At 41.3% G+C, this 19719-nt stretch carries 18 protein-coding genes; 10 read left to right on the forward strand and 8 right to left on the reverse strand.

Translation table 11 applies throughout. The features are described 5' to 3' along the window. Position 1: 1 nt before the first annotated feature. A complete protein-coding gene (locus tag ACE1AT_RS18200) occupies positions 2–1126 on the reverse strand; it encodes an ATP/GTP-binding protein (protein ID WP_374870806.1) in 1125 nt (374 codons plus the stop codon). Between the two features lie 187 nt (positions 1127–1313). On the opposite strand from ACE1AT_RS18200, the gene menB reads away from it, so the two are divergent. After that, positions 1314–2147 carry a 1,4-dihydroxy-2-naphthoyl-CoA synthase gene (gene menB, locus ACE1AT_RS18205; RefSeq protein WP_374870808.1) on the forward strand — a complete coding sequence of 278 codons (834 nt, stop codon included), beginning with the start codon at positions 1314–1316 and terminating at the stop codon, positions 2145–2147. Between the two features lie 513 nt (positions 2148–2660). Here menB and ACE1AT_RS18210 read toward each other — a convergent pair. After that, a complete protein-coding gene (locus ACE1AT_RS18210; RefSeq protein WP_374870810.1) occupies positions 2661–2861 on the reverse strand; it encodes a hypothetical protein in 201 nt (66 codons plus the stop codon). A 432-nt stretch (positions 2862–3293) separates the two neighbouring features. Here ACE1AT_RS18210 and ACE1AT_RS18215 point away from each other — a divergent pair, with 432 nt between their 5' ends. Continuing rightward, on the forward strand, positions 3294–5285 hold the full coding sequence (locus ACE1AT_RS18215) for a tetratricopeptide repeat-containing serine protease family protein (RefSeq protein WP_374870812.1): 1992 nt from the start codon (positions 3294–3296) through the stop codon (positions 5283–5285). Positions 5286–5705: 420 nt separating this feature from the next. Here the strand turns inward: ACE1AT_RS18215 and ACE1AT_RS18220 are convergent, their stop codons facing one another. Then, positions 5706–5999 (reverse strand): hypothetical protein, encoded by a 294-nt coding sequence (locus ACE1AT_RS18220; RefSeq protein ID WP_374870814.1) that lies wholly within the window; start codon positions 5997–5999, stop codon positions 5706–5708. 682 nt (positions 6000–6681) lie between these two features. On the opposite strand from ACE1AT_RS18220, the gene ACE1AT_RS18225 reads away from it, so the two are divergent. Then, positions 6682–9261, forward strand: a complete 2580-nt coding sequence (locus tag ACE1AT_RS18225) for a tetratricopeptide repeat protein (protein WP_374870816.1) — start codon at positions 6682–6684, stop codon at positions 9259–9261. A 135-nt stretch (positions 9262–9396) separates the two neighbouring features. Here the strand turns inward: ACE1AT_RS18225 and ACE1AT_RS18230 are convergent, their stop codons facing one another. Together ACE1AT_RS18230 and ACE1AT_RS18235 are read right to left on the reverse strand one after the other, a co-directional pair. Further along, the gene (locus ACE1AT_RS18230; protein ID WP_374870818.1) at positions 9397–9786 is read right to left on the reverse strand and encodes a type II toxin-antitoxin system VapC family toxin; all 390 of its coding nucleotides are present in this window, start codon (positions 9784–9786) and stop codon (positions 9397–9399) included. After that, positions 9783–10019: a type II toxin-antitoxin system Phd/YefM family antitoxin gene (locus ACE1AT_RS18235; RefSeq protein WP_374870820.1), complete on the reverse strand. Its 237-nt coding sequence runs from the start codon at positions 10017–10019 to the stop codon at positions 9783–9785. The genes ACE1AT_RS18230 and ACE1AT_RS18235 overlap by 4 nt, the downstream gene beginning before the upstream one ends. A 109-nt stretch (positions 10020–10128) precedes the next feature. Here ACE1AT_RS18235 and ACE1AT_RS18240 point away from each other — a divergent pair, with 109 nt between their 5' ends. Further along, positions 10129–11169, forward strand: coding sequence for a CHAT domain-containing protein (locus ACE1AT_RS18240; RefSeq protein ID WP_374870822.1), 1041 nt, complete (start codon positions 10129–10131; stop codon positions 11167–11169). A 15-nt stretch (positions 11170–11184) separates the two neighbouring features. Here the strand turns inward: ACE1AT_RS18240 and ACE1AT_RS18245 are convergent, their stop codons facing one another. Next, the gene (locus ACE1AT_RS18245; RefSeq protein ID WP_374870824.1) at positions 11185–11742 is read right to left on the reverse strand and encodes a DUF721 domain-containing protein; all 558 of its coding nucleotides are present in this window, start codon (positions 11740–11742) and stop codon (positions 11185–11187) included. Positions 11743–11909: 167 nt separating this feature from the next. Here ACE1AT_RS18245 and ACE1AT_RS18250 point away from each other — a divergent pair, with 167 nt between their 5' ends. The 3 genes from ACE1AT_RS18250 (at position 11910) to ACE1AT_RS18260 (ending at position 15194) form a co-directional block, all read left to right on the forward strand. Then, positions 11910–13178 carry a hypothetical protein gene (locus ACE1AT_RS18250; RefSeq protein WP_374870826.1) on the forward strand — a complete coding sequence of 423 codons (1269 nt, stop codon included), beginning with the start codon at positions 11910–11912 and terminating at the stop codon, positions 13176–13178. Between the two features lie 200 nt (positions 13179–13378). Beyond that, on the forward strand, positions 13379–14083 hold the full coding sequence (locus ACE1AT_RS18255) for a PspA/IM30 family protein (protein WP_374870828.1): 705 nt from the start codon (positions 13379–13381) through the stop codon (positions 14081–14083). A gap of 316 nt (positions 14084–14399) precedes the next feature. Then, positions 14400–15194 (forward strand): PspA/IM30 family protein, encoded by a 795-nt coding sequence (locus tag ACE1AT_RS18260; protein ID WP_374870830.1) that lies wholly within the window; start codon positions 14400–14402, stop codon positions 15192–15194. Positions 15195–15437: 243 nt separating this feature from the next. Here the strand turns inward: ACE1AT_RS18260 and ACE1AT_RS18265 are convergent, their stop codons facing one another. Beyond that, positions 15438–15602 (reverse strand): hypothetical protein, encoded by a 165-nt coding sequence (locus ACE1AT_RS18265; RefSeq protein WP_374870832.1) that lies wholly within the window; start codon positions 15600–15602, stop codon positions 15438–15440. A gap of 61 nt (positions 15603–15663) precedes the next feature. Between ACE1AT_RS18265 and ACE1AT_RS18270 the strand changes: the two genes are divergently transcribed. From ACE1AT_RS18270 to ACE1AT_RS18280, 3 genes are all read left to right on the forward strand, one after another. Next, a complete protein-coding gene (locus ACE1AT_RS18270; RefSeq protein ID WP_374870834.1) occupies positions 15664–16887 on the forward strand; it encodes an RNA-guided endonuclease InsQ/TnpB family protein in 1224 nt (407 codons plus the stop codon). Between the two features lie 236 nt (positions 16888–17123). After that, complete coding sequence (locus ACE1AT_RS18275; RefSeq protein ID WP_374870836.1) at positions 17124–17453, forward strand: thioredoxin family protein; 330 nt, start codon at positions 17124–17126, stop codon at positions 17451–17453. 124 nt (positions 17454–17577) lie between these two features. Beyond that, positions 17578–18780, forward strand: a complete 1203-nt coding sequence (locus tag ACE1AT_RS18280; RefSeq protein ID WP_374870838.1) for an LL-diaminopimelate aminotransferase — start codon at positions 17578–17580, stop codon at positions 18778–18780. A 124-nt stretch (positions 18781–18904) separates the two neighbouring features. Here the strand turns inward: ACE1AT_RS18280 and ACE1AT_RS18285 are convergent, their stop codons facing one another. Beyond that, the gene (locus ACE1AT_RS18285) at positions 18905–19675 is read right to left on the reverse strand and encodes a pentapeptide repeat-containing protein (protein WP_374870840.1); all 771 of its coding nucleotides are present in this window, start codon (positions 19673–19675) and stop codon (positions 18905–18907) included. Between the last annotated feature and the right edge of the window lie 44 nt (positions 19676–19719).

Genomic DNA, 19719 nt, shown 5'->3' on the forward strand with positions numbered 1-19719 from the left:
CTCACCGCACTTCAACATCCATGTCAATAGCATCAGTGAGTGTCTCAGATGTATATTCTGTTGCCTTGATTGACCCATTCTTGACATCAAGCCTAAAGAAAGCACCTAGTTCAGGATATTTATTCCATATACTCTCAAACCCTTTTATACAATCACGGCTATGTGTTGTGGCAAAAACTTGAACATTAAGCCTTTTTGAGAGCTGAAAAACAATGTCCCAAACTTTAGGTTGCACACTCCAATGCAATCCATTTTCAAATTCATCAATTAACAGAAGCCCGTTTCTAGCATTTACAAGAGCAACAATTATATGAAACAAACGGGTAATCCCATCTCCCATACTCTTGAGAGTTAATGGTTCATCTATTCCTTTAATTTTTACTAAAGGAATACGATTGTCACTTGCACGACCTCTACTAATATCCTCTACAAAGGCGACTCCAGAAACTCGAGTATCAATCAGGCGAAGCGCAGAAATAACCTCCGACTCTAAATCGGTCAAGCTCGTTAAATCCCAAAGAGCAGCTAATTTTCGATTGGGCATATTTTCTGTTGAAACAATTTGCCATGTGTATTTCAACTCAGATTCCTGTCGTTCATAAAGAATTCTAGAGTGACGTCGAATGTCTCTCACATCCCTATCTAACCTAAAAAGTCTCCTAGTTCTTTCGCCTTCTTTTGCTACGAGAAAAACTTCAACATTAGATAGGTCTTCATCAAACTGAACATCAGAAATACGAATTTTCCTGATTGTGCCTTCATTATCATTTTTATTTTGATATGCGGCAACACCAATATGAAGCTTTATGTTTGAGGAGACTTCCCCAAGAGAAATACCTTCTTCTCCTATTTTGGGCAATTCGTGACCGAAGAAAAGATGTCTCACAGGATTACCGAGAAAATTTTGAGAATGTGGTTGAGCTTCACTAAACCAAGTCTGTTGCCTAGACTCTACAAGATCAAGAAGGACGGTAGAAGAAGCATTGCTGGCATAAAGTTCTATTGCTTCGAGAAAAGTACTCTTGCCAGCATTATTTCTGCCAACAAGCAAGTTGACACGACCTAACCTTTTAACTTCAAGGTGTTGAAAGAGCCTAAAGTTATTTATCTGAAAGGACTCCAGCATACAATATCTCCGTAATCCCTTCCAACTAGCTTACAAGATGCCTGACTTACAAGCATTGCTGAAAAATTGAAAGTGTATTTTTAAGGATATCCAAAGGCTAGAGTTAAAAAACAAAATAGCTTAAATAGCTAGGGGCAAAGAACTTGCGATAAAATTCTCAGGTTACAAAAATATATCATCCTATACAATGCAAATTAACTGGCAAAGTGTCAAAACCTACGAAGACATTCTTTATGACAAAGCCGATGGCATTGCCAAAATTACCATCAATCGCCCCCACAAGCGCAATGCTTTTCGTCCTAAAACTATCTTTGAACTATATGATGCCTTTTGTGATGCTCGTGAAGATACTAGCATAGGAGTTGTCTTATTTACAGGTTACGGGCCGCACACAGATGGTAAATATGCCTTTTGTGCTGGCGGGGATCAAAGTGTACGGGGACACGCGGGTTATGTAGATGATAGCGGTATTCCTCGGTTAAATGTATTAGATTTACAACGCCTGATCCGGTCGATGCCAAAAGTTGTAATTGCTCTGGTGGCTGGGTATGCGATCGGGGGTGGACACGTTCTACATTTAATATGTGATCTGACTATTGCTGCTGACAATGCTATTTTTGGGCAGACAGGTCCGAAAGTGGGTAGCTTTGATGGTGGTTTTGGTGCTAGCTATCTGGCGCGGATTGTGGGACAAAAAAAGGCGCGAGAAATTTGGTTTCTCTGTCGCCAGTATGATGCTCAACAAGCGCTGGAAATGGGGTTGGTAAACTGCGTTGTACCTGTGGAAAAATTAGAAGCAGAAGGTATCCAGTGGGCTAAGGAAGTTTTAGAAAAAAGTCCGATTGCGATTCGTTGTTTGAAAGCTGCATTCAATGCTGATTGTGATGGACAAGCTGGTTTACAAGAACTTGCTGGTAATGCAACTTTACTTTACTACATGACTGAAGAGGGAGCCGAGGGTAAACAGGCGTTTTTAGAGAAACGTCCACCTAATTTTAGGCAATATCCTTGGCTACCGTGAGAGGGAAGGCTGACAGGTGTAGGTTTTTTACGCTTTGCCCAAAAAATACTGGTTTTAGGGTGTAAGGGTTTAAGGGTGTAGGAATTTATGAAACGATGATTATTCTGTTAGTTTTACAGTCACCACTCATTGCTTTATTAAAAACCTACACTTGTCAGAGCTTGGGAGAGGGATTTAGGGTGAGGGTAAAAATTCATGCAAGAGGCCTAATGTTCAAAAACCCGCCTCCGATTTTAATCGCAGTCTCATAGCTAAACTCTGCTTCAGCAGACTGTTTGATTTGTTTTTGATTTGTTTTAGTGCGATCGCTTGTTCAAATTCTCTATAATTGTGCAATCGCATTCCCACGCATCAAAAAGCGATCGCACTAGGTATTAAAACTATTTTAAGTTCGTAGTAAGGACTTTAGTCCTTATTTTGAGGACTAAAGTCCTCACTACAAACAAATCGGCTGTAATTGCACTCACACTTATCAAGAAAGCGTCGCAGGGATAATTCCCCGCAATTTTACTTTTATTTCATTTTTTCTAATGCTTGGACTATAACTTCAGCATCTTTGGCAAAAAAACTTTCTTTTTCACCATTACTCCAAATGATGACGCAGGCAAACTGCCAAACCATGTTATAGTTTATCTTCCGAAAGCAAACTTTGCGAGCGTAAGCTAAATTTACAAAGCCTCTGGTAGGTGTTTGGCAAAAAATTGGTTGTGTCATTGCTACAATTTTAAATAATCAAAATGATGAACAGTTGTTTTGAGATAGAGAGGCGCTTGAGATTGGTAGTCGGGAGCGCCTTCTCTATATCTTTAATACTACACTAAAAATTTTTAGTGCGCAAGCTAAAAATTCATAGTTTTTGATAATAAATTACCTGTATTGGGTGCGATCATTTGTTCAGGTTCTCTATGATTGAGCGGTGTTTGGTGACAAGCTGCTGTTTAATTAAAATACTGAGGATTATTAAAGTAAACAACCCTAAAATCCTTACCAATGACTAATGACTAATGACGACCCCAACAAGTACCAGACTTTCGTATTTCGCGTCTGGTACATTTGTGCTGAGTTGTAATAAACATCTTGCCTATACCAACAGAATTTAATTTAATGCAAGTATGTAAATAAAAAGACCTGAGTCAGGTTACAAATATGAAGTATTTTTACAGTCTTTCATCTGTATTGATAGGCGCGTCTATTGTGTTGATGCAACCATACATCGCAGTTGCTTTATCTTCTCAAGAGGTAGAAAACATAGGTAGAGAAATTACAGTCCAGATTGTGGATGATCAGACTCCTCCTGCTACGGGTTCGGGAGTGATGATTAGACGTTCTGGTAATATTTATACAGTCTTGACTGCTTATCATGTGGTCAAAGAGAGTAAAAAATACCAAGTAATTACACCAGATCAACAAAGTTATGCAGTTACCAACGTCAAACACTTGCAAGGATTAGACTTGGCAATTGTCGAGTTTAGTAGTAGCAAAGCTTACAATGTTGCCAAAATCGGTAACTCTGATCAAGCGACAGCAACCACAACTGTATATGTAGGTGGGTTCCCAGCCAAAACAGCAGCTATTTCTAATCCCTACTTTTCTTTCAACAAAGGACAGGTAAACGCTAACGGTGCAGCCCAGCGTGATGGTTATAACTTAATATATGAAAACAAGACGCTCAATGGGATGAGTGGTGGCCCTGTACTCAATGAAAAAGGGGAATTAGTAGGTGTTCATGGTAGAGCTGATGAGCAAGAAGTTGGTATAGGTACAACCATCAACGTTGTTTTGCAAAAAATGGTAGCAGTTGGGATCGATGTCGGAGGACGTTCATACAGTAGAAATAGTACTACTCCGACTGCGCCGAAAGCAGATGACTTTTTTATCAAAGCTTATGATCTTTATCGCAATCAAGACTATCAAGGAGCGATCGCCAATTATACTGAAGCAATTCGCCTCAATCCCAAATATGCTAATGCCTACTATAACCGGGGTATAGCCCGCTCTGATATGGGAGATAAACAAGGAGCGATCACTGACTATACTCAAACTGTCAAGCTCAACCCCAGACATGACGATGCTTACTACAATCGGGGTTTAGTCTATTATGAATTACAACAATACCAAGCAGCGATCGCTGATTATAACCAGTCGCTCAAAATTAAGCCCAACGCAGAAGATGCTTACCTGAACCGAGGTTTAGCACGCTATGAATTAAAAGATACACAGGGGGCGATGAAGGATTATAATCAAGCCCTCAAGATTAATCCCAACTATGACAAAGCTTACTATAATCGGGGTTTAGCTCGCTCTGCATCCGGTGATCAAAAAGGAGCGATCGCCGACTATAACCAAGCGATCAAGCTCAATCCCAACTATGACAAAGCTTACTACAACCGGGGCTTAACTCGGTATCAATTAGGAGACAAACAAGGGGAGATTGATGATTACAGCCAAGCAATCAAGATCAATCCTAGCTATGCTCTTGCGTACTACAATCGGGGGGTAGCTCTTTCTGAAAAGGGAGACACTCAAAAAGCGCTGGATGATTTCAATCAAACGATCAAGCTAAAACCCGATTATACCGACGCCTATATTTATCGAGGTTTAACCCTTTATGATTTGGGAGATAAACAAGGAGCATTTAATAATTTTAATCAGGCGGTCAAGCTCAATCCCAATTATGACAAAGCTTACTATAACCGGGGATTAACCCGTTATGAATTGGGAGACAAACAAGGGGCTATCACTGATTACAATCAAGCTATCAAGATTAATCCGAACTATGCCAATGCTTATCTTAACCGGGGTTTAACTCGCTCTGATTTGGGAGATAAACAAGGAGCGATCGCCGACTATAATCAGGCTATTAACTATAAACCAGGTTATGACAAAGCTTATTATAACCGGGGTATAGCCTACTTTGACTCGAAAAATTTGCAACAGGCACTTGCTGATTTTAATCAAGCTATCAAAATTAATCCGAACTATGCCAATGCTTACTACAATAGAGCGCTAACACGTCGCGATTTAGGAGATAAAAAAGGCGCTCTTACTGATTTTAAACAAGCCGCAGAGCTTTATCGGCAACAAAATAACAATAACTATTACGAGGATACACTGATTCAGATTAGAAAATTAGAATAGTAGAGCTGTTTCCCAATACTGCAAGGGATAGGATTTTCCGTCATAATTTTGGATATGTAGAGACGTGCCATGGCACGTCTCTGGTGAGTTTAAATGTCAAGCGATTTGTCTTATCCGAGCAGTATTGAGCTGCTTCGCAAAATTCAAAACAATCAACAATCAACAAACAAAAATCACTCCTTTGATAGAGGAGCGATTTTTGATATATATCAAGGTTGTTTTTAGACCCATAATCATGAAAAAGCAAATTTTATCTTCTAATTAGCAAAGCTCAATCCTCTGCTGTTCATTTTTTCTAAACCATTATCCGAAAAGTTGACTGTAAAGGGGTCTGAGTTTCATCTTGCCTTGATGGATGTATAAAAACTATAGAATTTATGCTTCTACTACTTGACTGAATCCCAGATCAGTAGTCAAAAGCTAATGTATCATAACTTTTGCTTTTGTATGTTCAGAAGTACAGCTAGCTACTTCGTTTGTAAGAGTTGCAGATTTATTCATATCTGAAATTAAGACTGGGGTAGCATCTGGTAAACTCCAAACATCTTCCAATTTTTCCCAAGAGGGAGCAAATGGTGGTAGCGCAAAGGAACAAGCTTTCCAAGAAGCTTGTACTGGCGCTCCTAACTGTTGACATATACCACCACGACGCCCTTCTGGCTGGTAATAACGACAATATTTACAAGCAGAAGTTAAGTATTTAATGTTTTTCATATATTATGGTGCCTTCTAAGGCTTATTCACATGATCTAATTTTGCATACACCTATCAATGCTGTTTTGTACCAAAAAGCATATTTATATATGGGTTATAGCGATCCCCAAGAGAGATTTTGCTTTAGGTTTTTTTTATCTTCGTGTTATGTTTGTCAATATATTTAGTTAACAATACGACACACAATAATATAAATTGACATATGCCTAATTTTAGATAAAACAAGTTGGGGATCAAGGCTAAAATAAAAACTATTGAGGCGTGAAGATTTTTAATTTAGCAGCAATATATATACCATAAGATGATTTTTGTATATATTCTGGCATAGGAGATAAATAGAAAACGTAGCATAAATAACCTTTGAGGACATGGGTAGTTTGTATGCACTCAAAGTGTCAGCTTAGATATTGAATAACGAGGAGGATTCTAACAGATCTTCGGGACGGATTTTCCCCTACACCCTCACACCCCTACACCCCAGCAGGGGTTTGTTTCAATTCAATTTGTGAAGTTTTACGTAATTAAAGCTGTTTGTGCTGAAATAGTCCTTTGAATGCTTATGTAGAATTTTAGTAACCGCTCAATAATGATTATTGAGCGGTTACGAATTTTACAACTACTACATATTAATGTGATGTATTAAACCAGTACACGCCTTACGCAATCAATAAACGAGGGTGATATGCCAGAAGAAGACCGCAGCGCCAAACTAGGAGGGAGTGCTGACAGCAGTGCAATTATTACTGGAGATAGCAATACTACTACTATCACTATCATCAACTACAATTATTACCATGAAAATACAACGGTAGTACCTATTGAATCTACAGATGCTGCTGACGAAAATCTTCCCTGTCCCTATCGCGGTTTGTTTCCCTTTGGTCCGAATGATGCGGAGTTTTTCTTTGGACGTGAGGTATTTGTAGAAGAACTATTCGCGGCGACTCAAAACCGTAATTTTATACCTGTGTTAGGTGCGTCGGGAAGCGGTAAATCTTCCGTGGTGTTCGCGGGATTAGTGCCAAAGCTGCAAAAAGAAGATTGCTGGAAGTTTACGTATTTTCGTCCGGGTTCAGAACCATTCCATGCTCTGGCTGAATCGCTGGTTCCCCTTTACGAGCCTGATAAAAATGCTACCGAACAAATGCATCAAGCTCGTCAGTTAGCTGAATACTTTGTTAATGGTTCTGTTCCTCTTCAAGATGTTTTCTCCAAAATTCAACGGAATTATCCCAATCATCGGGTGTTGCTGATTGCCGACCAATTTGAAGAACTTTATACTCTGTGTGCGGATCAGAAAACTCGCCATAGTTTTTTAGATATCTTATTAGCCAGCTTTCAATCTTCCCCTGGCAAGTCTAATGTGTTAGTTGCAACCATGCGGGCGGATTTCTTGGGAAATGCTCTGTCATATCCCGCTTTTGGAGATGTATTAAAAACTGATATCAAGCTCAGGTCGATGAATCATAATGAACTTTCACAGGTGATTGCAAAGCCTGCTGAAATGTTGGGGGTGACATTTGAAGGGGGACTGGTGGAACGCATTTTGGATGATGTGCAAGATGAACCGGGGAATTTACCTTTTTTGGAGTTTGCGTTAACCCAATTGTGGAAGCAGCGCCAGGGTAAACAGTTAACTCATGCAGCTTATCAGCACATAGGTAAGGTACAAGGTGCGTTGGCTCGTCATGCAGATCACAATTATGGTAAGTTGAGCGCAGCCCAGAAAGAACAGGTACGGCGGATTTTCATCCAATTAGTGCATCCGGGTGAAGACAGACAAGATACGCGACGAGTGGCGACGAAAGCCGAATTGGGTGAAGCAAGCTGGAAATTGGTGACACAGTTAGCGGATGATCGATTAGTCGTTACCAGTCAAAATGCAGCTAACCAAGAAACTGTCGAAGTTGTTCATGAAGCGTTGATTCGTAATTGGGAAGAACTGCGACAATGGATGAATGCAGACCGTAGTTTTCGCGCTTGGCAAGAAAGGCTGCGGTTCTCAATGCTGCAATGGCAAAAAATGCAACGGGATGAAGGGGCATTGTTGCGGGGTGCAGTGTTAAAGGAAGCCGAAGAAAAGCTGGAACAACGCCGAGAGGAACTGAGCAAAGGGGAGAAAGAATTTATCCAAGCTAGTGTAGCCCTGCGTCAACGTAGTAAGCAGCAAATTTACTGGAGTTTAGGAGGGGTTGGGAGTATCCTTTTACTGGCGCTGGGGATTTGGGGGTGGTTGAATTATACAAGTTGGGGGCAATTGACTCAAATTCGCTGGGAATTGACTGATGTGAGTCAAAAGGTAAGTGATCAGTATCAATCAAAAGCGGCTGTTGCCTTTCTTAAGGATGAAAATTCTGCTCAAGCCTTGAAACTTATCAGCCAGATTCAGGATGCAAATGCCTTAAGAGCCATAGCCGAAGCCTATGGCAAGCTGAACCAACCAGAAAAAGCCGCCCCCTTGCTCGATAAAGCGATCGCCTCTGCTAACCAGATTCCGGAAGCCTTAAGAGCCATTGCGGTCGCCATTGGCAAGCTCAACCAACCCGAAAAAACCGCCCCCTTGCTCGATAAAGCGATCGCCTCTGCTAACCAGATTCCGGAAGCCTTAAGTGCCATTGCAGTCGCCTATGGCAAGCTCAACCAACCCGAAAAAGCCGCCCCCTTGCTCGATCAAGTGAACGTCTCTGCTAACCAGATTCCGGATTCCCCATACAAAGCCCATGCCTTAAGTGTTATAGCCGAAGCCTATGCAGAGCTACAACAACCCGAAAAAGCCACCCCCTTGCTCGATAAAGCGCTCGCCTCTGCTAACCAGATTCCGCATTCTTCTAACAAAGCCTCTGCCTTAAGAGCCATAGCAGAAGCCATTGGCAAGCTCAACCAACCCGAAAAAGCCGCCCCCTTGCTCGATAAAGCGATCGCCTCTGCCAACCAGATTCCGGATTCCTATTACAAAGCCGATATCTTAAGAGCCACAGCCGATGCCTATGGCAAGCTCAACCAACCCGAAAAAGCCGCCCCCTTGCTCGATAAAGCGATCGCCGCTGCTAACCAGATTCCGGATTCCTTTAACAAAGAATTTCCCTTAAGAGCCATTGCGGTCGCCGCAGCGAACCTGAAAAACTGGGGACAGGCACTGAAAGCTACGCAACAATGCCCCAGTGACGATTGTAAGGTAGAATCGCTGGCGAAGGTTTTAACGGTTCATGCCGAGCAGCAGCATCCTGAGTTGAAGGAGGAGAAGGAGGAGAAGGAGGAGTAAATCATTCGTAGTCCCAACAAGTCGGGTTTCGACTTCGCTCAACCCTCAGCCGTCGAGGGTTGAGCGAAGTCGAAACTCGGTTTATTGGTAGAAACCTTGAAAATGGTGCGTTGCGCGACAACACACCCTACTGGACTAGCTTAATGTTTGCAACCAAGAAACACCCGTCAGATTGCTATCGACTGTAGCTAATTTCAAATTGTAGTGAACTGCTGTAGCTGCAATAAATCTATCCGCTGGGTCTTGCTGCGGTAGTTCAATATGGCGACTTAAAATAGCAATTTGATAAACAAGGGGAGCCTCAAGAATTTCTAGAGTTTGTAAGGCTAAATCGATCCATGCAACTGCATCAGGTTGTAAAGAGATTCGTCCTTTTTCTGCTAGGATTAACGTTTCCCAGATACTAATAGGACTAAGCCAAAGCTCGGTTGTTTCCTCTGCAATTAAGGTTTGGAGGTTGGTAGATAGACGTTCGTCACCCAGGAGATACCAAAGCCAGATGTGGGTATCTAGTAAAAGTTTCACTGAAGCACTTCCCAAGTCCTAAGGGAAACTGCTGGAGTTATTAAATCTCCAAAAATTTCTCCGCTTCCTTTCATTGCTCCAAAATTTGCACGTTTGGGTTGAGTTGTCGCAGGAGATATAATTACTAATGGTTTGCCTTCATGGGTAACAGTTAAGGGTGTTTTAGTACGTTGTACTTCTGTTAATAGTTTCTGGAGATTTTCAGGTAATTCGTTGGTACTAATTTGTTGCATTTTGGGTCTAATAGCTTAGTTTATCTTTTTTATCCCCTTTCTATCTGTATGGTACTGCAAAAATCCTCTCCTTAATTTCCTGCAACACATCACCATATCAAATAACACTGTGAAAAAAATCCTCATCCTCTCCGCCAACCCTAAAAACACAAGTAATTTGCGCCTAGATGAAGAGGTGCGGGAAATCAAAAACACACTGCAACTCTCTCCAAATCGAGAGGAATTTCAAATCATCACAGAATCTGCGGTACGAGTGGATGATTTAACTCGCTTTTTGTCTCACCATCAACCAACAATTGTTCACTTTTCTGGACATGGCTCTGGTACTGATGGATTAGCTTTAGAAGATAATTCTGGACACATACAACTTGTCAGTACACAAGCCCTGGCAAAGCTATTTGATTTGTTTGAGTCACAGGTTGAGTGTGTTTTACTCAACGCCTGCTACAGCGAAGAACAAGCCACAGCAATTCACCAACACATTGATTGCGTGGTGGGGATGAATCGGGCGATTGGAGATAGGGCGGCGATTAAGTTTAGTGTAGGATTTTATACAGTTTTGGCGGCGCTCAGGAATTATGAAGATTGTTTTCACATGGGTTGTACCTCCATTGATTTGCAGGGGATTCCAGAATCTTTAACCCCAGCAATCAAAATTAGGCGACGGCGTTATCAGACAGTACAGACAACAAATCCAGTAAAATCTGACAAGGATAATGGTGTGAGTAACGAGAACAAAGGCGGGCAAAACCGCTCAGTTTCGATTGGGGGTAGTGTCACTGGTAGCGCGATTCAAACAGGAGACAACAACACTGCAAACGTCAATTTTCAACAAGTCAGTTTACCCGCACCTGAAAGCGTCAACATACAAGCAGAACTCAACGCCTTACGTGAGATACTGGCGAAGTTAGAAACCTCAGACCGTCGTAAAATTGATCATGCCTTTGAAGATGCCCAGGAAGAGCTAAATAAGCCACAGCCAGATAAAGATGAGGTGGGTGATGCATTAAACCGAGCCTTAAAATATGCCAATAAAGCCCAAGGGTTTGCCTCTGCGATCGCCAAACTTCAGCCACCTCTGACTAAAATTACTGCATGGCTAGGTGCTAATTGGCACGAGTTGTTAAATTTGGTGAATTTAACAATTTAACTTTTAATTTAACTTTTAACGAGAAAACTTTTTAGCAGCACACAAACAACAAACACCCCAACGTTGGAGTTCACCGGGGGGTGTGGGACATTCACATTGAGGACAAAGGGGTAAATGGTGCGATCGCGCTTGTATTGCCACTGCCCAATCTGCAAAACTCGTATTAGCATCAGGAGCATTGCAGTTGACATCATCATCATTTTCCGTAGCGATTTCTTTACCAAGGTAGCTTGGATGCTGGGGATTTACAGATGAGTTTGGTTGATGAGCAACTTGTTTGCTAGAGTGCCACTCAGCAGTCGAAAAGCGAATATCTACTAAAGGAGTAGGTAGTACTGCATTTAACTTGATAAGTAGCCGTTGACGTTCAAAAGTCAAGTTCTGCGCCCAAGCAGCACTAGAAGTTGCCACCCATAAAACGTTACGCTGAATTGACAATGGACGAGTATGAGCTGCTACTGCTGTTCCTACAACTTGAGACCAACATTTGAGCAAACGTTGAAATGGTTGCTCTTGTAGTTTAGTCTCTAGTTGGAGAACACTTAAGATATCATTAACAGATTTAAACGACATCCTAGTATATGGCCGTCACAATTAAATTTGGTTGATGCATCAAATTCAAATATATGTAAATGTACGATAGTGTTGGTACAAAGACATTTTGAATCAATAGAACAATTGGCGATCGCAATTGGCTTTTTTAGTTTACTCTGGCAGTCTAGGTTTGAGGCAGATAGGCAATGAGTCAAAACCCTGTGATAGATTCGGGTGCAAAATCCTCCAAAACACCTGAGTTAAAGCCAGTACTTGCAGCAGCACTGGCGAGTTTAGAAGTACAACTGGATCAAGAGTTGGCACGTTATCGGCGTACACGATTTACATACAAGACACTTAGTCAAACTCGTATGGGTAATCCCATCAGTAGTAAATTTCAACAGATAATTGCCACTTCTACAACTGAAGTCACAACCCAATCACCAGTCACTAACAGTACTAACAGTACTGAGGAAATATCCTTATCACAGTTTTCCACCACCGCACCACCAACATCTGAAGCAGATACCGAAGAACAAGAACAAGTACCAACGCCAATCAAGGAAGAATCTACACAGCAACAACACACTTCCACCATTCCCTCTCCACCTGCACCAAATTTCGCTAGTATTGTGCCTGCGTTCATTAAAACAGATGAGAGTGAGAATCTTGTCAAACCAGACGATATCCCCAAACCACCTGATGAATATTTAGAATCGTCAGAAGCACTGCTGCGAAGTTTAACAGAAGAACAATCACCGACCCAGAAGCGTAATAATTCTAATGACAGTCTGCTCTCACCTTTGGGTATAGGCTCAATGCTACTGCTGTTGATGGCAAGTCTGAGCCTGAGTTATGCAGTATTCAATCTGAAAAATTTGCCGAATTTGGGTTTCGGCGGTTTATTTAAAAAAAATACCCCTAATAACCAACCAACAACAAACAACCAACCAACAACAAACAACCAAGCAAAAATTACCGCAGTCGCAGAACCAGAACTTACACCCATACCTAAAATTCCCAATCTAGAGACGGGCGAATTTCCAGAAGTTAAAAATCCCAATGATGTTGTTGGTTTAACACCAAAACCCAAGCCAACACCTGTAAAAGAATCTAGCCAAGTTGCTCAAAATCCGACAATTGCACCTGAGACGACTACAGAAGCACAACCAACATTCTCGCCGATTGCATCACCAACTGTTGCTGCTAGTGTGATTCCTAACACGCCAAAAGCAACACCAAGTCTACAAAATATTGATGATCCAAGAATAAAACCATCGACGGATGGATTTTTTCACATTATTACAGATAATCAAGATGAAAAAACCTTCACTACAATCAGGCAAGCAGTTCCTGATGCTTATTTATCAAAAGATAAAAAATTAATTTATCTGGGAGCTTTCAAAACTAAAGAACAAGTCAAAAAACAGATGGAATTTTTACAAAGTCAGGGAATTACAGCCAAAGTGGAGTAGCCAATACGGTTTGGTTAAAGAGAAAAGGGTAAGTGTTAAATACATCCTTACTTCTGCAAGAAGTCTATTCAGGATAGGGTGTAGGAGAATAGGAGAAAGGTAAGTCACGCATTCAAAAGTAAAAAGAATATTAATTATTTCTTTTTACTTTTTGCTGGTTTGGCTTTTGAACTACCCCTAAAACGTAGATGGAGGGCGAAATGGGACTAATTGATCGGATTGGGCGGGTAATTCGTGCTAACATCAACAGTCTGATTGGGTCTACGGAAGATCCAGAAAAAATTCTGGAAAAAACCGTTTTGGAAATGCAGGATAATTTGGTACAACTGCGACAGGCGATCGCCGCTGCGATCGCTAGCCAAAAACGTACAGAACGTCAAGCAGCGCAAGCCCAATCCGCAAGTGAAGATTGGTATCGTCGCGCCCAATTAGCATTACAACAAGGTAACGAAGCTCTAGCACGCGAAGCCCTCACTAAACGCCGTGCTTACGAAGCAACAGCCACAGGGCTTTATAATCAAGTAGAAGAGCAAAGTAGCGTTGTCGGTCGGCTCAAAAAAGATATGCGATCGCTAGAGCTAAAGATTACCGAACTGAAAACTAAAAAAGATATGTATATTGCTCGCGCTCGTTCTGCGGAAGCTAGCGTCAAACTTCAAGACTTGCTAGAAGGCGTTTCTGGGACAAGTAGCTTGAGTGCTTTTGAGCGCATGGAAGAAAAAGTTCTCCAATTAGAAGCTCAAAAAGAAGCAATTGCGGTTACGGGAACAGATGAATTGGAGAAACGATTTGCAGCTCTTGAATCTGAAGTAGATACCGAACTGTCACAGATGAAAGCAAAATTACCTAGCAGTACGGAAAATACACAATCAACACCACAGCAATTACCCCAAGGTGAGAATTAAGCGCGATTGGGCAATTTGTAAATTAAAAGCATATCTTAAGAATAAGGGTTTATTAAGGATTAAGGATGAAAGGGAAAGGAATAAGGATGAAGGGTGAAGGTTTAAGGGTTAAGGGTTAAGGGGAATGAGAACAGAATTAGTCTGAAAAGATTAAATTTAAATAAGTAGTTTTCATGAACTGCGTACGAATAAGAATATGACTCCAAAAATTTCTACCCTAATTCCCCTTTCCCCTTTCCCCTTTCCCCAATCCCCACTTTCACATCCAGCTAATTGCCAAAGTCGCGCGTAAATCTTTCAAAGGAAAAACAAAATTATGGGATTATTTGATCGTATTAGGCGAGTAGTCGGCGCCAACCTCAATGATTTAGTCAGTAAAGCCGAAGATCCCGAAAAAATGCTGGAACAAGCAATCCTGGAAATGCAGGAAGACTTAGTTCAGTTGCGCCAGGGAGTAGCTCAAGCGATCGCGGCTCAAAAACGCACTGAAAAACAATATAATGACGCTCAAAATGAAATCAATAAGTGGCAACGTAATGCCCAACTTGCACTGCAAAAAGGTGACGAAAATTTAGCACGCCAAGCTCTGGAGCGCAAAAAGACTTTTACCGAGTCAGGAAACGCTCTCAAAGCCAGCTTAGAGCAGCAAACAGTTCAAGTTGACAGTCTCAAGCGTAACCTAATCCAGCTCGAAAGCAAAATTTCCGAAGCTAAAACTAAGAAAGAAATGCTTAAAGCTCGGATTACTGCTGCTAAAGCTCAAGAGCAACTCGAAGGTATGGTGCGAGGTATGAATACCTCCTCAGCAATGGCAGCTTTTGAGCGCATGGAAGAAAAAGTCCTGATGCAAGAAGCCCGCGCCCAATCAGCAGCAGAGTTGGCTGGTACAGATTTAGAGCATCAATTTGCGGCTTTGGAATCTAGTAGCGATGTAGACGATGAATTGGCAGCTCTCAAAGCTTCCCTTGCTCCTGCTAGTCCCCCCAATCAACAAGCACTACCACCCCAAGAATCTACCACTAACACCCAGCAACCAAACACTTCTAAATCTAACAATGAAGTGGTTGATGCTGAGTTAGAATCGCTACGCAAGCAACTAGACCAGATGTAACACTTTGATCATACTTTTGAAATTGATCCCACACCTTTATGGATGTGGGATTTTGCGTCAGGTGATTTGTGGAAATCGGGGAGCGGGTATTGGGGACAAGGGGAGCCAGTGCGTTGCGGAGGTTCCACGCCACCTGCTTTATGCCGGGGAACCCGTCCACCGCAGTGGCTCCTCCGTTGTAGCACCTGGCGTGGACAAGGGGTTAGAAACTGTAACTTAATCCCTACCCAACTCTACCCATTGCTACTCATTTTTGGGTAGATTTTCTCTTGCCATACGTTCTATAACATCACTCAGGCTTGATGCTTTCATATCTAGTTGTTTTTGCTCAAGCCATTTAATAGCTGTTTGTGTCAATGTCATGGTGAATCTTCTTTTTTCTTCTGAGTAAATTTTCTTTCTAGCCATGTTGTCAATTTTCAATAGCTCATATATAATATGAGGATAACAACATTGTAAGGTCGATGCAATGCAATTAGTAGAAAAATACGTGATTAACCAACAACATAAGTTTTGGAAAGAGTGCGATTATTTAGCTTTACAGTCTAAACATCTTTACAATGCTGCCAACTACATCCAAAGACAATACTTTTTTGAAACCAAGAAGTACTACAACTCTATTGATATCTATCATCAAACTAAGAGTTTAGAAGCTTATAGATATTTACCAACTAAAGTTAGTAAGCAGATTGTACGTAGAGTATCAGAAGCTTGGAAGGGATGGTTAGCAGCGTTAAAAGATTGGTCAAAGTATCCTGAAAAATATTTAGGTAAGCCAAAAATACCTGGATATAAACATAAAGAACGTGGTAGAAATGTTGTTATTTATCCAATAGACGCAATATCTAAACCTGCATTGACCAAAGGAATAGTCAAGCTTTCTCAAACCTTAATTGAGTTAAAAACACAAGCGAGAAATGTAGACCAAGTACGGATTGTTCCTAAGCTTGACCATTATGTGATTGAAGTTGTTTACACAGTAGAAGATGCTATGAAATCCAATGGCAAATACTCTGCTGGTGTAGACCTTGGTTTAAACAATTTAATGGCTATAACATCCAATCATCCCGGTATAAAACCGTTGTTGATTAATGGTAGACCGCTCAAAAGTATTAACCAGTTCTTCAATAAACGAGTAGCCAAGGCACAATCAATTGAAGCTATTAGACAAATCAAACAGCTAAATAGCAAGCGGGATAGAAGAATTGATAACTACCTCCATACTGTTAGTCGTAGAGTTATTGATTGGTGTCAAATCAATGATATTGGTCAATTAATTATCGGCAATAACCAAGGATGGAAACAGGAACTCAATATTGGTAAAAAGAATAATCAAGAATTTACCAAGATTCCTCACGCTAAGTTAATCAATCTGTTGACATACAAAGCACATTTAGCTGGTATTCAAATCGTTTTAACTGAGGAGAGCTATACCAGTAAAGCGAGTGCCTTAGACGGTGATAAACTCCCCGTTTATCAATCCAAAGCTGAAATTAAACTTGTCTTCACTGGAAAGCGTGTAAACCGTGGTTTATACAAAACTTCCATCGGTAGAACAATTAATGCTGACACCAATGGAAGTCTGAATATAGCTCGTAAAGTAATCCCAAACTTTATGGATGGGATAGTGGGATTGCCGTTTATCCCTGTGGTTTTAGGACTTTGGACTAAGATTACAAACGTGGGTGTCTAGCTTTGTCTACTCTTGGGTAACTTTGTCTAGGTTTCTATGAACGGTAAAGAATTTAAAATTATTAGTATATTGGTTTAATGCATATATTGTTGTAATTGTCAATATTTATTTGTTGATAATTACAAATAGTTTATAGTGGTAATAATTATTAACTATTGACTATAGATGATTGACTAGTTTGGGATAGAGTAATTTTGTGTGTCAACTGATAACGATACCACCATTAGGAGACGGGAATGAGTAAGGGTGTCAAAACCATAACTGATGCTGAGTTTGAAACCGAAGTTTTGCAAGCCGAGGAGCCAGTATTAGTTTACTTTTGGGCTTCTTGGTGTGGTCCTTGTCAATTGATGGCGCCACTAGTGAACCTTGCTGCTAATACTTATAGCGATCGCTTAAAAGTAGTAAAAATGGAAATTGACCCTAATCCAATTACTGTTAAGCAATACCAGGTAGAAGGGGTTCCCGCCCTCAGGCTGTTCCAAGGTGACAATATCTTGGCATCTGCGGAAGGAGTTATCGGTAAAGATAAATTAATTAGTTTCTTAGATACTCACTTAAACTAGTCATTGGTCATTGGTCATTGGTAGACGCGATTATACTCTTACCTTGAAGCCGCTCTTACGAGCGTCTACGCGTCTGTATTTTAGACAAATGACCAATGACCAATGACAAAGGACAAATATTCAGATGCAATTTGCCAAACGTTTACAGCCCTTACAATTTAATGTATTTGCCGATATGGATAAAGCCAAGGCGAAAGCTTTGGCTACCGGACGGCAATTAATAGATTTATCATTGGGATCTGCGGATCTGCCAGCTGCCTCACATGTAGTAGATGCGATCGCTCAGTCTCTGTATGATCAAAGTACCCACGGCTATTTGTTATTTCACGGTACTCAAGCCTTTCGCCAAGCTGCGGCGCAATGGTACGAGCAAAAATTTGGCATTGCTGTAGACCCAGAAACAGAAGTACTACCACTGATTGGTTCTCAGGAAGGGACAGCCCATTTACCCTTAGCTATCCTCAATCCAGGGGATTTTGCTCTGTTACTTGATCCGGGTTATCCTTCCCATGCTGGGGGAGTTTACTTAGCTAGTGGTCAAGTTTACCCCATGCCACTACACCCAGAAAATGATTTTTTACCCGTATTTGCTGACATTCCCACACCCGTACTAGCACAATCACGGATGATGGTGTTGAGCTATCCACATAATCCTACCAGTGCGATCGCACCATTATCTTTCTTTCAAGAAGCAGTCGCCTTTTGTCAGCAGCACAATCTTGTTCTAGTTCACGATTTTCCCTACGTTGATTTAGTCTTCGAGGAAAAAGAAAAAGAGAATCCAGGAGAAACCCCCAATCCAAAATCTATCGCCCCCTCGATTTTGCAAGCAGATCCCCAAAAAACCGTCTCGATAGAATTTTTCACACTTTCCAAATCCTACAACATGGGCGGTTTTCGGATTGGCTACGCCATTGGGAATGCTGAGTTAATTCTTGCTCTGCGTCAAGTCAAAGCAGCAGTTGATTTTAATCAGTATCGTGGTATTTTAAACGGTGCGATCGCGGCTTTGGTTGGGCCACAAGATTTAGTCAAAGCCTCCGTTGACAGATTTCGTCAGCGTCGGGATGTCTTTGTTAATGCTTTACATCGCATCGGTTGGCAAGTTTCTACACCCAAAGCCACAATGTATGTTTGGGCAAAATTACCGGAACCGTGGAGTCAGAATTCTATGGAATTTTGTACCCAACTAGTAGAAAAAACAGGGGTTGCTGCTTCTCCTGGTGCTGGTTTTGGCAAATTTGGGGAAGGTTATGTTCGTTTTGCTTTGGTACATGAGCCAGCCATCTTAGAAACTGCTGTCAGTAGAATTGCTGAGTTTTTGTAGCAAAATTAAGAATAAATTAAACTATATTAAGTTCGTAGTAAGGACTAAAGTCCACCCTATGGGAAGCCGCTCTTACGAGCGTCTACACTACAAACCATCTTCCTTGTCCCTTGTCCCCGATCCCCTAAAAAGGTAAAAACTGGAGTAACACTGAAGTCACACTTCCAAAAAAGTCCATAAAACTGGGTTTTCCACGATCTAGCTGTGCTGTTTGGGGTGTTTGTAGTTGTTTAATAAAAACTTGTGCTGTTTGTATTCCATTACCATCATTTTGATTTGTAAATAATTTTTCTGCCGCTTGGGCGTCTTGGAAAGCACCTTGTTTATCGAATAATTGGTAACGAGCCACAGCACGAGCCAAATAAGCACCAGCATAGTCTGGTTTGAGTGCGATCGCTTGATTAAAATATTCTAACGCCCGCTGCTGATTGCCTTTTTGCGCTTCGGTAACACCCCAAGCATAAAACTCTTCTGGTTTGGCAATTTGCAACGGGATACCATAAGCACCTTGCAAGTTGGCGCCGTTGAGATTTACTCCTGTCAAATCTGCATTGATGAGATAAGTATTTCTCAAGTCTGTACCCATGAGAATTGTCCCAGTCAACTTAGCACCACTGAGGTTTACGCCAAACAAACTAGCACCACTCAAGTCTGCACCAGCTAAATCAGCACCACTGAGGTTAGCACGGCTAAGATTCGCACCACTGAGGTTAGCTCCTTTGAGATTTGCATTGCTCAAATCAGCCATTACCAACCCTGCACCGCTAAGGTCACAGTTTTCACACTGTTTACTGGCTAATAACTGTCTGATGTGTTCTGAATTTGCAGCTAAAACAGTTTGATTCCAGCTGATTGTAGCTATAAATGTGGCTATGGCTAGGATTTGGCTTTTCATTGCTTATACTGAATTCTCAACCTTACCGTAGACACATTTATACT

The organism is Pelatocladus sp. BLCC-F211, from assembly GCF_041928655.1.
Classification (GTDB): Bacteria; Cyanobacteriota; Cyanobacteriia; order Cyanobacteriales; family Nostocaceae; genus Pelatocladus.